The 13,311-nt window shown below is 71.8% G+C and carries 12 protein-coding genes and 1 pseudogene; 8 read left to right on the forward strand and 5 right to left on the reverse strand.

All coding sequences use genetic code 11. The features are described 5' to 3' along the window. Position 1 precedes the first annotated feature (1 nt). The 3 genes from EUA94_RS14810 to EUA94_RS14820 are packed head-to-tail and all read left to right on the forward strand — an operon-like array spanning position 2 to position 2,834. Positions 2 to 1,639: a putative T7SS-secreted protein gene (locus EUA94_RS14810; RefSeq protein ID WP_129427659.1), complete on the forward strand. Its 1,638-nt coding sequence runs from the start codon at positions 2 to 4 to the stop codon at positions 1,637 to 1,639. Beyond that, entirely contained in the window at positions 1,636 to 1,980 is a 345-nt protein-coding gene (locus EUA94_RS14815; protein WP_129427660.1) for a hypothetical protein, read from the forward strand. Before EUA94_RS14810 ends, EUA94_RS14815 begins: the two co-directional genes overlap by 4 nt. Further along, complete coding sequence (locus EUA94_RS14820) at positions 1,977 to 2,834, forward strand: hypothetical protein (RefSeq protein ID WP_129427661.1); 858 nt, start codon at positions 1,977 to 1,979, stop codon at positions 2,832 to 2,834. Before EUA94_RS14815 ends, EUA94_RS14820 begins: the two co-directional genes overlap by 4 nt. On the opposite strand, the gene EUA94_RS14825 is transcribed toward EUA94_RS14820, so the two are convergent. Next, positions 2,814 to 5,402: an amidohydrolase family protein gene (locus EUA94_RS14825; RefSeq protein ID WP_129427662.1), complete on the reverse strand. Its 2,589-nt coding sequence runs from the start codon at positions 5,400 to 5,402 to the stop codon at positions 2,814 to 2,816. The two genes, EUA94_RS14820 and EUA94_RS14825, sit on opposite strands and share 21 nt — an antisense overlap. 105 nt (positions 5,403 to 5,507) lie before the next feature. On the opposite strand from EUA94_RS14825, the gene EUA94_RS14830 reads away from it, so the two are divergent. Further along, positions 5,508 to 6,035, forward strand: a complete 528-nt coding sequence (locus EUA94_RS14830; RefSeq protein ID WP_129427663.1) for a class F sortase — start codon at positions 5,508 to 5,510, stop codon at positions 6,033 to 6,035. Here the strand turns inward: EUA94_RS14830 and EUA94_RS14835 are convergent. From EUA94_RS14835 to EUA94_RS14845, 3 genes are all read right to left on the reverse strand, one after another. Next, on the reverse strand, positions 6,007 to 6,774 hold the full coding sequence (locus tag EUA94_RS14835; RefSeq protein WP_129427664.1) for an IclR family transcriptional regulator: 768 nt from the start codon (positions 6,772 to 6,774) through the stop codon (positions 6,007 to 6,009). The two genes, EUA94_RS14830 and EUA94_RS14835, sit on opposite strands and share 29 nt — an antisense overlap. A 28-nt stretch (positions 6,775 to 6,802) precedes the next feature. Further along, positions 6,803 to 7,330 carry a hypothetical protein gene (locus tag EUA94_RS14840; protein ID WP_129427665.1) on the reverse strand — a complete coding sequence of 176 codons (528 nt, stop codon included), beginning with the start codon at positions 7,328 to 7,330 and terminating at the stop codon, positions 6,803 to 6,805. A gap of 77 nt (positions 7,331 to 7,407) precedes the next feature. Further along, the gene (locus EUA94_RS14845; RefSeq protein ID WP_129427666.1) at positions 7,408 to 7,770 is read right to left on the reverse strand and encodes a hypothetical protein; all 363 of its coding nucleotides are present in this window, start codon (positions 7,768 to 7,770) and stop codon (positions 7,408 to 7,410) included. A 158-nt stretch (positions 7,771 to 7,928) separates the two neighbouring features. Between EUA94_RS14845 and hutH the strand changes: the two genes are divergently transcribed. Together hutH and hutU are read left to right on the forward strand one after the other, a co-directional pair. Further along, positions 7,929 to 9,497: a histidine ammonia-lyase gene (hutH, locus tag EUA94_RS14850; RefSeq protein WP_242494894.1), complete on the forward strand. Its 1,569-nt coding sequence runs from the start codon at positions 7,929 to 7,931 to the stop codon at positions 9,495 to 9,497. Beyond that, a complete protein-coding gene (gene hutU / locus EUA94_RS14855) occupies positions 9,494 to 11,230 on the forward strand; it encodes a urocanate hydratase (protein ID WP_129427667.1) in 1,737 nt (578 codons plus the stop codon). The genes hutH and hutU overlap by 4 nt, the downstream gene beginning before the upstream one ends. Before the next feature lie 231 nt (positions 11,231 to 11,461). Here hutU and EUA94_RS23140 read toward each other — a convergent pair. Next, positions 11,462 to 12,034: pseudogene (locus tag EUA94_RS23140) on the reverse strand (GNAT family N-acetyltransferase); the annotation flags it as partial. Positions 12,035 to 12,061: 27 nt separating this feature from the next. Here EUA94_RS23140 and EUA94_RS14865 point away from each other — a divergent pair. Then, positions 12,062 to 12,577 carry a hypothetical protein gene (locus tag EUA94_RS14865; protein WP_129427668.1) on the forward strand — a complete coding sequence of 172 codons (516 nt, stop codon included), beginning with the start codon at positions 12,062 to 12,064 and terminating at the stop codon, positions 12,575 to 12,577. Beyond that, entirely contained in the window at positions 12,574 to 13,236 is a 663-nt protein-coding gene (locus tag EUA94_RS14870; RefSeq protein ID WP_165356908.1) for a GAP family protein, read from the forward strand. Before EUA94_RS14865 ends, EUA94_RS14870 begins: the two co-directional genes overlap by 4 nt. The last annotated feature ends 75 nt before the right edge of the window (positions 13,237 to 13,311 follow it).

Below are 13,311 nucleotides of genomic sequence, written 5' to 3' on the forward strand. Positions count from 1 at the left end.
GGTGCCGGACTTCGAGATCGAGGGCAACCCGGGCAACGTCCGGTCCAAGGCCCTCACCATGGAGCAGAAGGGCCAGCTCTTCTTCGACACCGGCGACGCGCTGTCGAAGATCGACGTCTCGGGGTGGACCGGCCGCGCGGCCGACGAGTTCCGCGAGGCCCACGACCTCGAGCCCGACCGCTGGATCAAGTCCGGCAACGGCTTCAAGAAGGCCGCCGCCGGCCTGACGACGTACGCCGGCGAGCTCGAGGACGCACAGCGGCGGGCCGAAGCGGCGCGCAAGGAGTACGAGCGCGGTCAGCAGGAGTCGCAGAGCGCCCGCACCCAGTACGACTCGTACATGGGCCGGATGCGGTCCTACTGGAGCACCGGTGGCACCGACCAGGCCGAGCCGTTCGTCGACTGGGGCGACCCGATCCAGCAGGAGGCGCTGCAGGAGCTCGCCTCGGCCCGGGCCGACCTCGACAACGCCGCGCACGTCTGCGCCGGGCAGGTGAAGGCGGGCTGCGCCGATGCGCCCGAGGAGCCCAACTGGCTCGAGTCGGGACTGAAGTTCGTCGGCGGCATCCTCGAGGGCGCCGGCGAGGCCGTGTGGGACCTGCTCACGATGGTGCCGTTCAGCCCGGTCAACCTCGTGATGGACGCCTACAAGCTCGCGACGGGCGACCTCACGCCCGAGGAGCTGATGAAGAAGTACGAGCTGTCCGCCGAGAACGCCTGGGAGATGGCCAAGGGGATCTACACCGGCCTCACGACCGACCCGATCGGCTTCGGCAAGGAGCTCGGCAAGAGCCTGCTCGACTGGGACACCTGGGCCGACGACCCGGCCCGCGCCCTCGGGCACCTCGTCCCCGACGCGGTCATCGCCATCGCCACGGCCGGCACCGGCGCGCTCGCGACCCGCGGCGCCAAGGGCGGCCTCGACGCGATCGACGCGTTGGGCGACCTCAACCGCCTCGACAACCTCGCCGACCTCGGCAAGCTCGACCGGCTCGACGAGCTCACCGGGCTGCGCCGGCTCGACGACCTCCCGGACGACCTCCGCGACCTGGTCAACAAGCCGATCGGCGACCTCTCGCCGAGTGAGATCGAGCGCCTGACGGAGGCGCGCGACGCGATCCGCGTCGAGCCCGGCACCCCGATGCAGCGGGTGATCCCCGAGGGCACGGTCGACGACTACCTCCGCGGGTCGTCCGACACCAACCCCTACTTCCAGAGCGACCAGACCTTCGGGTTCACCTCGCGCGCCGAGGACGTCGACCAGCTGCACACCCCGCGGGAGATGCACGACAAGCTCGGCCTCGACTACAAGCTCGACGACGGGTCGACCCAGTTCAACCCGACCGGCTCCGACATCCACGTGCTCCGCTACGACCAGGCCGACCCCAGCGAGCTCGTCGTGCCCCGGCACTCGAAGTTCGACGGCGACGGCACCTTCGACGCGAACGCGGTCGACCCGGAGAACCCGTTCACCGGCAACGGCTACACCTCCGGTGGCATCCCGGAGTTCCGAACGGACACGCCGACCACGATGCCGGAGGGCTCGCAGATCTGGCGGATGGACAGCTCAGGGGGTCAGGAGCTCGTCGCCGTGCTCACTGACTACATGGGCAAGAAGATGTGGATGCCCGTCGAATGATCCGACCACCAGGCATGTACGCCGTCATCGACGGCCAGGAGGTGCGGGTCGACTCGCACGCCCGTGACTTCGTACGGGTCGCCGGCACCCGCCACGAGATGGATGAGCTCGACGACTTCGTGTCGGTCGCCACCACCGCCACCTGGCGCGGGGGCACCATCGCGATCAACGCCGTCTCCGGTGACGAGTGCGGCTTCTTCACCAACGACGGCGCGCTCGCCGAGCGCGAGGGTCTCGCCGGCGACTTCCACAACGGGTGGCACGGTGCGGCCTCCGTCGACGAGCTCACCGACGTCAATGAGAAGGTGACCTCCATCCACCCGAGGAGGCGCGGAGCATGACAGTCCTGGAGAAGCTGCTGGTCCCCGAGGCGTCGCGTCGCGTCGTCGAGGAGGGCTACGACTGGCTCACCGGTCCCGTCTACCGTCCCGACGACCTCATCGGCCTCACCCCGGTCGAGCGGGTCGCGGCGCTGGGACTCGACGGTGAGGACGGCCCGTTCGGCGAGGCCCCCGACCACGTCGACGTGATCCGTTTCCCCACCCATCCGCTCATGGACCTCCGCGTCCCCACCAACGCCCCCGGCCATGCCGAGGTGCCGTGGCCGACCTTCCCCACCGGCTTCCTCCGCAACGCTGCAGCGGTCTGGACCCTGACCCTGACGCGGATGCCGGTGAGCGCGCGCTACATCCGGGTCGACCTCGACGGCACCGAGCGGGAGTTCTCCCGTTACCAGGGCGCCGCCCGCGGGTGGCAGGGCGCCAAGGGCTACTTCCCGCCGCTGCACCTGATCGGTCCGCGCGCCAAGCACGGTGTCCTCGACCTGCCGTGCTCGTACACCTCCGACCAGCAGTCCGTCGAGCTCGTGTGGGTCGGTGACCAGCGGGCCCCCGAGGGCTTCGAGCAGGTCCGGCCGATGGTCCACGCGCGCGTCCTCCCGGTCTCCGAGTGCGAGGTCTTCGACATCGCGCTGCTCGCGCGCTGGCGCGAGCACCGCGTACGCGTCCTGCAGCAGGCGGGCGAGGAGGCGCTGGTGCTGGTCACCCCCGGCTCCCTCGCCGAGGCCGAGGAGCTCGGTGCCACCGAGGCCGAGCCGGGGATCTTCCAGGCGACCGTGCCGGCCGCCGAGCTCACCGACCGCGAGGGCGTCCGGTCGGACCCGATGCCCACCCGGTCACGAGCGACCCACTCCTGACCGCACCCCGGTCACCTTGCCGGCCCGCGACAGCTCGACGGTCATCAGCACCCGCTGCTTGCCCGGCTTCCTCGCGCAGTAGGTGAACTCGCGTCCCAGCCGCTGCCACGGCTGGCCGACGCGCTGCATCAGGGCGCGGACCCTCAAGCCCGTGCCGGCGGCGCGGGTGAAGGCGCGCACCGACCGGCGCTGATCCGGGTTGCGGCACGAGTCGGGCGCCACGCCCCACGAGCGCTCCCACGTCTGGAGGTAGGCCTCCGCGCCCCGGCCCAGGTCGGCGCCGAGCGCCGCACCGTCTGTGCCGGCCACGTGCTCGACGTCCTCGACCCAGTCGGCGTACAAGCCGTAGTGGGCGACGCCGTCGGTGTTGATGTCGAAGACGCGCTCGCCGCTGCGCTGCTGGCTGATCGAGACGCCGTTGAGCCCGGTGAAGGGGTACGTCACCGGGGCGGGTGCGCCGGCCCCGCGCGGGTCGCCCTGCGCGCCGAAGCCGTTCATGTCCGAGCCGAAGCCGAAGCCGAAGTAGAAGCGCTCGTCGGTCCAGCCGAGGTGCTGGCGCCACTTCTCGACGAAGCCCGTCGAGTCGCCGGCGTACGGCGCGACGAAGCCGCCAAGCCGGTAGATGCGCGGGTAGGCGTCCGGGGTCGACCACGAGTGCGACGACACGACGCCGACCGGGCGTCCGGCTGCCTGCTGCTCCTCGAGGTAGTCAAGCGCTGCGTTGCGGCCGGCGACGCTCATGTGGTCGGGGTCGAAGAGGATCCGGCTGTCGATCATCGCCGAGATGAGCCGCTTGCCGAGCGGGCTGAGGCCGAGCTGGTTGCAGTGCGGACCCCTCGGGTAGATCGGTGCAGGCTGCACGCCCAGGTCGCCGAAGAGCTTCCAGATGGCGCCGAAGATCGCGTCCTGCTGTGCCGCTTCCAGGGGAGGCGTGCCCTGCGGTGGGCTGCCGAGGTCGCCGAGGTTGGGCGACTGGAGCCGGTCCTCGGTGCCGGGGGCGTACGTCGTCGGGCAGGTCTGCATGCGGAGGAACGAGCCGGTGCTGAGGAAGTTGGCGCTGTTGGTCAGCGGCCCGATCGTCCCGGCGTCGCCGGCCACACCGGTGAACGCGTTGTCGAACTTGTTGGTCAGCTCCATCTGGCTGACGCCGAGCTTCTTCATCTCGGCGAGCTCGGCCAGCATCTGCTCCTCGGTGCAGGTGGGCCGTCCCAGCTGGACGTTGCAGCCCAGCGGCACCGACGTCTCCATGCCCATGACCACCGCGAGCTTGCCCTGGTTGATGACCCGGCGGGCCTCGAACGGATCGGTGACGATCCGGTACCACCCGCGGCCCGGGCCGCCGTACTGCGCGTCGATGTAGTCCTGCATCGCGCGCATGTCCGTGGCCTGCAGGCGTACGGCGTCGCGGTCGTCGCACGAGTTCTTCTTGAGCGGGTAGATCGTGCAGAGGATGTGGTTCTCGGTGAGCAGGCTGGTGTGGATCCGCAGCCCGGCGCGCCACGATCGCTCGAGCCACTTGTAGTAGACCTGCTGGTGCGTCAGCGAGTGCGGGTTGGGCCAGTAGGAGAAGGTCGGCCAGCCCACCGGGTCGTGCCCGCTGCCGGGCGTCCTGCCGGCGAGGACGTCCTCGAGCGCGGCGCCGCGGCCGTCGGCGACCTGGTGGTCGGGGCAGTCGACGAGCGCGGCGGCGGCGCCGTACTTGTGGAACGGCGGGCTGCAGATCACCCGGCCGCCGAGGAACTCGTGGGTTTGGCCGTGGACGTGCGGGTCGACGTAGCCGCGCACCTCCTGGAACGGCGTGACGCCGCCGAAGGGACGGCCGCTGACGTTGGTCTCGACCTCGGGGAACGCCGTGCAGCCGTCGGTGCGACGCAGCGCGAACGACTCGGCCGCGCCGGTCGCGAACCCACCCGACGTACGCCGCAGCGCGCGCCCGTCGGCGAGCGTGAAGGTGAAGCGGCCGGTGCCGGCCTGGCGGACGGTCCAGTCCGACTCCGGAGAGGGGGCGGCCGCCCAGGTGGCGCCCGCGCCGGACGCGGCGAGGAACGTGCGGTCCGGCGCGTAGAGGAGGTAGCTGCCGAGGCCGGTCGCCTGGAAGGTCAGCGACTGGCCGCCGAGGCGGTAGCAGCCGCCTGCCATGGCGTACACGTCCTCCGGCACGAGGCGGCGCTTGCTGCGCAGCGGGACGCCGACCAGTCGGGGTTCGCGCAGGGTGCGCTGCGCGGCGACCCGCGCGCGGCTCGCGGCGCGCTGGGCCGGCGTTGTGCGGTCGGGCCCCTGCGCGGCCTCGCCGCTGCGGCTGATCGCGTTCTTCGTGGTCGGGTCGTTGTGCACGTGGCCGTGGCCGTCCCCGAAGGCGGCCGCCGATGCTGCCTGCCCGGGGTGGGTGTGCGGGCGCCGCTCGGCGACGACCTCGGCCCGCTGCCGCGCCTCGGCGTCGTACGTCGAGGGAAGGGGACCTGATCCGCTGCCGCTGGGCGCGGCCGAGAGGACCCCGCCCACGAGCAGGCCGCACGCGGCCAGCAGGGAGAGCACGGTGCGCTGCAGGTGGCGTGGGGTCGTGGTCACGGCGGTCCTCGAGAGTCGTGGTCGGTCGACGGCGTCGTCGGCTGCTCAACGACCCTCGCCCATGACAGGTCACGTGGCAACGCTCGGAGGCGTAGCGTTCCGGGCATGCGCAGGTGCCTGGTGATCCTCGTGGCGATCGCCACCGTGCTGGTGTCCGCGCCCGCCGGAGCGCGACCGGTGGGGGGCGACGAGCACGCGCGCACCGCCATGGTCAGCCGGTTGTGGATCCCGGCGAGCGGCGTCAATGCGGGGATCCTCCCCGTCGGCGTCACGAGGTCAGGTCAGCTCGCCGTCGGGACGAGCGTGCGCGACGTCTACCGCTGGCGCGACGGCGTGCTCCCGGGCCAGTCGGGCAGCGCCGTGCTGGCCGGTCACACCTGGTCGAAGGGCCGCGGCGTCTTCGACCGCCTGGGCGGGCTCGAGCCCGGCGATCGCGTGCACGTCGGCACGAGCCGCTTCGAGGTGACGCGGGTGCGCCGGGTGAGGGACCTGTCGCGGCGCGCGGTGGCGGCGCTGTTCTCCGACGAGGGCAGGCCGCGGCTGGTGCTGATCACCTGTGGCGACCGCAACAACCGCACCGGCGTCTACCGCACCCGCATCATCGTCAACGCGAAGCTGCTGCCGCGCCGCTGACCCGTCGGGTCAGGCGTACGGCCGTCGCCGTCACGGCGGCCGCGATCGCCGGCACGTCGGCGACGTCGTCGCTCGGGAACGTCACGGCCACGCCCGCCACCGGGTGGCCGTTGTGGTCGAGCACTGCCGCGGCGACGCTCTGCAGGCCCGGCGTCACCTCGCCGTCCTCCGTCGCGTGGCCGCGCTGCCGGGTCTCGCTGAGGAGCGTGCGGAGGGCGCTCAGCGAGGCGGGTCCCTTGCCGTGCCGGTCGACGAACGCGCTTCGGTCGGGGTAGAGGGCCCGCACCTGGCTGGCCGGCAGGGCCGCCAGGATGGTCCGGCCCGACGCGGTGAGGTGTGCCGGCAGGCGTACGCCGACGTCGGTGACGAGCGGCGGCCGTCCGGGCGCGCGCTCCTCGATGACGTAGAGCACGTCGCGCCCGTGCAGGACCGCGAGGTGGGCGCCGTGCCTGGTGCGGTCGACGAGCTCGGCCAGCGGCCGGCGCGCCAGCCGGGCGAGCGGCTCCTGGCGGGTGAAGCCGCTGCCGACCTCGAAGGCCGCGACGCCGAGGCCGTAGCGGTGCTCGTCGGGCAGGTGCACGACGAAGCCCTCGTCGATCATCGTGTTGAGCAGGTGGTACGCCGTGCTGCGCGGCAGGTCGCAGGCCCGCATCACGCGGTCGAGGGGCACCGGGTCCGCCTGCGTGGCCAGGAACCGCAGGACCCTCAGGGCACGGGTGGCGGCTGGGACCTGGCTCACGAGGCAGATCGTGGCACGTCCGGGCCGGTCAGGAGTCCTTGCGGGTGAACCAGCCGCCGCTGCCGTCGGTCTCGATCGGCTTTCCCGGCATCTCCTGGGCGCCGCGCGTGCGCTGTGGGAGTGTGGCCGGGGTCTCCGGCTGCGGCTCCGGCTGCGGGGCGGGGTTGGCCTCGGCGGGCGGGGTGGGCTGCTGGTCGACGGTCCCGCCGACCTGCGCCGCGTAGTCGTCCGACCTGTCGTCGACCCGCGGGTCGAGGCGGTCGGCCGCGCGGACCTGGCCCTCGTGCTGGGCCTCGGCCTGTGCGGCGGCGACGCGCGCCTCCTCGGCCTCTGCCTCGGCGCGCTCCGCCGCTGCGCGTGCCTCCTCGGCCTTCGCCTCCGCCTCGGCGGCCCGGTCCTGGGTCGGGGGCAGGGTGCTCTGCGCCTGGGTGGCGGCCTGGGTCCGCAACTGGTCGGCGCGGGCGATGTTGGCCTCGCGGTTCCGCTGGCGGATGACGTACGCAGCACCGCCGATCACGACCAGGAGGATGACTGCGATGAGGATGAACGGGGTCACGAGATTCCTCTTTCGAGTGGACAGGGAGGGGCCAGTCTTCCAGCACTGGCCCCTGTGTCCAGAGGTAGTGGGCGGTCTCAGGGGCGGTGCGTGTCGCCCGTCGTCCCGTCGGCGCTGGTGTCGACGCGCGGGTCCACCTCGTCGGCGGTCCGCAGGTGGTCCTCGTGCACGGCCTCCTGCTGGGTCGCGGCGACCTGTGCCTCGCGAGCCTCGCGCGCTGCGCGCTCCGCCTCGAGGCGGGCGACCTCCGCCTTGGCCTCGGCCTCCTGGGCGTGGTCGTGCGCCTGGGGGACGGCGGCCGCGTGCTCGTGCGCCTCCTGCCGGATCTGCTCGGCGTGCTCGTGCTGCTTGTTCTCGCGCTGCTTCGTGACGAGCCACGCGGCGACGGCTGCCGCGACCAGGACGACGACGATGATGATGATCCAAGCGGTGGTGCTCATGCGGATCTCTCTCCCTGCGACCGCGACGGGTCGCTCCGCCTTCACCGTGCCACACGTGCCGACGGTTGGTGTCCCCCGTTCGGGTGGGTGGCACGGTCTCGTATGCGAGACCCTGGACGGGCTGAGACCTCTGGTGGGGGCCGATCCACCGGGGTTTGATGAGCGACATGCAGAGCATCGGCACCGTCAGGGGAGCCATCGAGGTGGGCGTCGGCCCCGTCTCCTTCGACGACCTCGTCCGCGTTGCCCGCGACGGGGCCGCGGTCGACCTGACCGACGAGGCACTCGAGGCGATCGACCACGCCCGCGGCGTCATCGAGACGCTCGCGGCGGCCGAGACGCCGACGTACGGCGTGAGCACCGGGTTCGGCGCGCTCGCCACCCGGCACATCCCCGCCGAGATGCGCGCCCAGCTCCAGCGCTCGCTCGTCCGCTCGCACGCGGCCGGCTCCGGCCGCGAGGTCGAGCGCGAGGTGGTGCGCGCCCTCATGCTGCTGCGGTTGTCGACGCTGGCGACGGGACACACCGGCGTACGTCGGGAGACCGCGCAGCTCCTGGCCGGCCTGCTGTCCCACGGCATCACGCCGGTCGTGCGGGAGTACGGCTCCCTCGGGTGCTCCGGTGACCTCGCGCCGCTGTCGCACTGCGCGCTCGCGCTGATGGGCGAGGGCGACGTCCGCGACGCCTCGGGCGAGCTGATGCCTGCGGCGGAGGCGCTCGCCGCTGCCAGGCTCGTGCCCGTCGAGCTGGTCGCCAAGGAGGGGCTCGCCCTCATCAACGGCACCGACGGGATGCTCGGCATGCTGGTCATGGCGATCGCCGACCTGCGGATGCTGCTGCGCACCGCCGACATCGCGGCCGCGATGAGCGTCGAGGGCCAGCTCGGCACCGACCGGGTCTTCGCCCCGGCGCTGCAGGCCATCCGGCCGCATCCCGGGCAGGGACTGTCGGCGGCGAACCTCACGGCCCTGATGGCGGACTCCGCCATCGTCGCCTCGCACCAGACGGGGGACTGCAACCGGGTGCAGGACGCGTACTCGCTGCGGTGCTCGCCGCAGGTGCACGGCGCCGCGCGCGACACCGTCGAGCATGCGGCCCTGGTTGCTGGACGCGAGCTGGCGAGCGCCATCGACAACCCGGTCGTCATCGGTGACACGGTCGAGTCCAACGGCAACTTCCACGGTGCTCCGGTGGCCTACGTCCTCGACTTCCTGGCGATCGTCGCCGCCGATGTCGCGTCGATGAGCGAGCGGCGTACGGACCGGTTCCTCGACAAGGCCCGCAGCCACGGGCTTCCGCCGTTCCTCGCCGACGACCCCGGCGTCGACAGCGGCCACATGATCGCGCAGTACACCCAGGCCGCGATCGTCTCCGAGATGAAGCGCCTCGCCGTGCCGGCGTCGGTCGACTCGATCCCGTCCAGCGCGATGCAGGAGGACCACGTCTCGATGGGGTGGAACGCCGCCCGCAAGCTGCGTACGTCCGTCGACGGGTTGTCGCGGGTCGTCGCCATCGAGGTGCTGACCGCCGCTCGCGCGCTCGACCTGCGCGCCCCTCTCACGCCGTCGCCCGCCACCGCCGCGGTCGTCGCGCTGCTGCGCGGCTCCGGCATCCAGGGGCCAGGCCCCGACCGCCACCTCTCGCCCGAGATCGAGGCCGCCGTCGGCCTCGTCCAGTCCGGCGCGGTCCTCGCCGCCGCCGAGTCCGTGATCGGAGAACTGCAGTGAACGCCACCAACCCCCGCCTGCCCATCCACGCCGCGCACGGCACCGAGCTGACCGCGAAGTCGTGGCAGACCGAGGCGCCGCTGCGGATGCTGATGAACAACCTCGACCCCGACAACGCCGAGCGCCCCGAGGACCTCGTGGTCTACGGCGGCACCGGCAAGGCGGCGCGCAACTGGGAGGCGTACGACGCCATCGTCCGCTCGCTGCGCGACCTCGAGGATGACGAGACGCTGCTGGTGCAGTCGGGCAAGCCGGTCGGGATCATGCGCACGCACGCGTGGGCGCCGCGGGTGCTGATCGCCAACTCCAACCTCGTCGGCGACTGGGCCAACTGGGAGGAGTTCCGCCGGCTCGAGGACCTCGGGCTGACGATGTACGGCCAGATGACGGCCGGCTCGTGGATCTACATCGGCACGCAGGGCATCCTGCAGGGCACGTTCGAGACGTTCGCCGCGATCGCCGACAAGCTCGCGGCCTCTGGCCGGTATGAGCACTGCGGCGGCACCCTCGCCGGGACGATCACCGTCACCGCCGGGCTCGGCGGCATGGGTGGCGCGCAGCCGCTGGCCGTCACGATGAACGACGGCGTCGCGATCTGCATCGAGTGCGACCAGCACCGCATCGACCGCCGCCTCGAGACCCGCTACCTCGACGTCCAGGCGCGCGACCTCGACCACGCGATCGAGCTGGCCCTCGAGGCGCGCGACGAGCGCCGGGGCCTGTCCATCGGCGTCCTCGGCAATGCGGCCGACGTGCTGCCCGAGCTGCTGGAGCGCCACCTCGACCGGGCCGGCGACGACTCCGCGGACGGTCCCCTCGTCGACATCGTCACCGACCAGACCTCCGCGCACGACCCGCTGTTCTACCTCCCGGCCGGGACGGCGTACGTCGACTGGGAGCGCGAGCGCACGCAAGATCCCCGCGGGTTCACCAAGCGGAGCCAGGAGTCCATGGCCCGCCACGTGCGCGCGATGGTGGAGTTCCAGGACGCCGGCGCCGAGGTCTTCGACTACGGCAACTCGATCCGCGACGAGGCCCGCAAGGGCGGCTACGACCGGGCTTTCGAGTTCCCCGGGTTCGTGCCGGCGTACATCCGGCCCCTCTTCTGCGAGGGCAAGGGCCCGTTCCGCTGGGCCGCACTGTCGGGTGACCCCGAGGACATCTACGCCACCGACCGCGCGATCAAGGAGCTGTTCCCGGTCGACGAGAAGCCGGAGTACGCGCGCCTGCACGCCTGGCTCGACATGGCTCGCGAGCGCGTGCAGTTCCAGGGACTGCCGGCGCGGATCTGCTGGCTCGGGTACGGCGACCGAGCGAAGGCGGGCGCGAAGTTCAACGAGATGGTGGCGAGCGGCGAGCTCAAGGCGCCGGTCGTCATCGGCCGCGACCACCTCGACTGTGGTTCGGTGGCCTCGCCGTACCGCGAGACCGAGGCGATGCTCGACGGGTCCGACGCCATCGCTGACTGGGCGATCCTCAACGCGCTGGTCAACACCGCGTCGGGTGCGACGTGGGTGTCGTTCCACCACGGCGGCGGCGTCGGCATCGGCCGCTCGCTCCACGCCGGCCAGGTCACCGTCGCCGACGGCACCTCGCTGGCAGCCGAGAAGATCGAGCGGGTGCTCACCAACGACCCCGGCATGGGCGTCATCCGCCACGTCGACGCAGGCTACGACCGCGCGATCGAGGTGGCCGACGAGCGTGGGGTGCGGATCCCGGTACGGGAAGGCTGAGGAGCGGACGTCCGCTCTCCCCTCGGGTGCTGGCGGTGTCTCGCTGGTCACGCGGGTCCTCGTCGGTCCTGACATGTCGCGGTGCGCGCGACTGGATCCACGGATGAGTGGTTGGCTCAGCCTGACCACTCGAGCGGTAGCGCAGCGTAGAGCAGCGTAGAGCAGCACGTCATGACGCTCGCCCTGCCAGACACTGTGAGCACGCATCGTGCCCTCATGAGTGAACCCGGCTCGACGGGCCACCACGACTGAGCCCTCGTTGTCGGCGACGATCGTCAGGAAGGCACGCGCCGCTCCCAGGTCGAACAGCCACCGCGTCATCAGGATCACCGCTCGCGTGGCGTAGCCGCGCCCCCTCGCCCCGTCCGCGATCCAGTATCCGAACTTCACCACATCCTCGTCGGTCCAATCGTCAACGCCGCAGCAGCCGACGAGATCGCCGGACGCCGCGTCGGTGATCGCGAACGCGGTCCCACGAGGATTGCCACTTGCAGCAAACGCTTGCCAACCCAGCACGAACTGGTCGATCGCGGCCTCGGCCTCGAAGACTGACGGTGGTGGAGCAGGACGTCCCTGGCGGTCGTGAGGACGTTGTAGCGCTGTATCGCTGGGTCGGCACTCGCCGCCGCCATGAATGGCGCGTCGTCTCTCGACCAGGGCCGAAGCAGGACCCTGCCGTCGGAGAGCGTGACCACGCCCTCGTTGCCACCAGGATGGCTCATGGTCCGATCCTTGCAGGCCCGCGACGTGGCAGGAACGCACCCCGTCATGCCGCGACGAGGTTGGGGCTCCCGCCGCACACACCTACCTACCGGAAGGTAGGCTGTAGGTATGAATGCCGACGACGTCCTCGACGCCATGCAGGACCTGATCATCAGTGAGGGCCAACCGCCCAGCATCCAGGCGATCGCCGGGACGCTGGGCCGGACCAAGCAGGCGGTCCTGCACTACTTCCCGGACCGGGGAGCACTGGAGGCAGCGTTGGCTGCCCGGGCTGTCGCCCGGGTGGACGAGGCGATGACCGCCGCTGCCCGGCGTGGCGATGCTGCGGCGACGTACCTCCGCCTCTCCCTGCCGACGACCGAGGACCGGGCTGTGGCCCTGCTGGTGCTGGCGTCGTTGCGCACGCGTGACTCGCTCCCCAGTGACATCGACGCCGCCATCGAGCGGTGGGAGGGACTCATCGCTGCGGAGCTCGGCAACCCGCTGCGTGCCGAGGTCATCAGGCTCGTCGGCGACGGGCTCTTTGTCGAGTCGCTCTTCGGCGAAGCGCCGTCAGCACAGCGGATCGAGGACCTCGTCGCCCACCTGGTCGGGCGTGACGACGACAAGGGATCGAGCAAGTGACGTGGCCACTGGTGGCCGGTCTCGGCGGGCTGGCGGCCTTGGACTCACTCAACCCGGCCACGCTCGTCGCGGTGACGCTCATCCTGCTGGGGTCGAGGAGGAACCCCGTCGCCGACACCCTGGGGTTCGTCGCCGGCGCCTTCCTGACGGTCCTGAGTGTGGGCGTGATGGTCTACCTCGGCGCCGACGCGGCGACCGACGGCGTCGCGAACGGCCTCGTGTGGGTACGACGGGGCGCGTTCGGGTTCGCCGCCGCGGTCGTTCTGGTGTCGGCGATCCAGGCGCTAGGACCCCGGAGACGCCGTGAGCTCGTCCTCCCGTCCTGGTTCAACCCCGGCACCGCAGCCGGCCTCGGGGTGCTGATGACAGGTGCCGACCTGCCCAACGCGTTCCCTTACTTCATCGCGATCGAGCGCCTGGTGAGCGCCGACGTCGGCGCCCCGGTCGCTCTCGCCCTCCTGGCTGCCTACGCCGTCATCTACTGCCTGCCCTGCCTCGTCCTCCTTGCCATCGGCTTACGCGGCGGGCCGGTCACCCGGCACCTGCGACGACTGCACGACCGCTTCGGGACCGAGGCCGACATCCCCGCTAGCAAGGTGCGCGCCGCCGGCCTCGCGGCCCTTGCCGCCGGCCTCGCCGCGGTGGCAGTCACGGCATAGTCCCGAAGGATCGCTGCCCCGCGGCAGCCTCGGCCTCCGCCAGCCAACCGATGGACGTGGCACACGACGTCGAGG

The sequence above is a fragment of the Nocardioides zhouii genome, assembly GCF_004137345.1.
Lineage (GTDB): Bacteria > Actinomycetota > Actinomycetes > Propionibacteriales > Nocardioidaceae > Nocardioides > Nocardioides zhouii.